At 42.7% G+C, this 742-nt stretch carries 2 protein-coding genes; both read left to right on the forward strand.

Annotated features, from left to right (window positions below; genetic code table 11):
- Nucleotides 1–272, forward strand: a 272-nt coding sequence (locus KVT36_RS31520) for an SDR family oxidoreductase (RefSeq protein ID WP_217607397.1), incomplete at its 5' end; no start/stop codon positions are given.
- A gap of 20 nt (nucleotides 273–292) precedes the next feature.
- Nucleotides 293–742, forward strand: a 450-nt coding sequence (locus KVT36_RS31525) for an SDR family NAD(P)-dependent oxidoreductase (protein WP_217607398.1), incomplete at its 3' end; no start/stop codon positions are given.

The raw sequence follows: 742 nt of genomic DNA on the forward strand, positions 1-742 counted from the left end.
GCTTATCGCTCGATTTATTGACAAGGAGAATAAGGGTGAATACAGTCACGCCAGGCGCAATTGATACGCTGGTTTTTGTAAAGATGGTACCGCAGGATGTAGTGGACCAGGTGAAGCACATCTTTATTGGCCTTACACCGCTTGGCAGGCAGGGAACGCCGGCTGAGATCGGAAAATCGGCTGTATTTTTAGCATCAGACGATTCATCATTCATTGTAGGCGCCGATATCTTAGCAGATGGCGGTATGGCGAATGTCTTCTCAGTGAAATAAACTTATCAACAACGGAAACAATGAGTAAATTAAAAAACAAAGTAGCGATAGGAACAGGTGCATCAAAAGGAATTGGTGCAGGAATTGCAAAAGCATTTGCCAAAGAAGGTGCAAAGATTGTTGTAAATTATGCTTCAAGCAAAGAAGAAGCGGACAAAGTAGTTAAAGCCATAACCGATAATGGAGGCACGGCAATTTCGGTGCAGGGCGATGTATCGAAACAAGCCGATGTAAACAGGCTATTTGAAGAAGCAAAGAAGGCTTTCGGTACGTTGGATATTTTGGTAAACAACGCAGCATTTCAAGGTTACACACCTATTGAACAGGTATCGGTAGAAAGTTTTCATCAGCATTTTAACGTCAATGTTTTGGGTGCTATACTTACTATCCAGGCATCTTTGAAACTGTTCAGTGATAAGGGTGGCAATGTTATCAATAACAGTTCGGGTGCAAGCAAAATGCCGCTTCCC

Origin of the sequence: Chitinophaga sp. GbtcB8 (assembly GCF_019091455.1) — a bacterium.
Taxonomy (GTDB): domain Bacteria; phylum Bacteroidota; class Bacteroidia; order Chitinophagales; family Chitinophagaceae; genus Chitinophaga.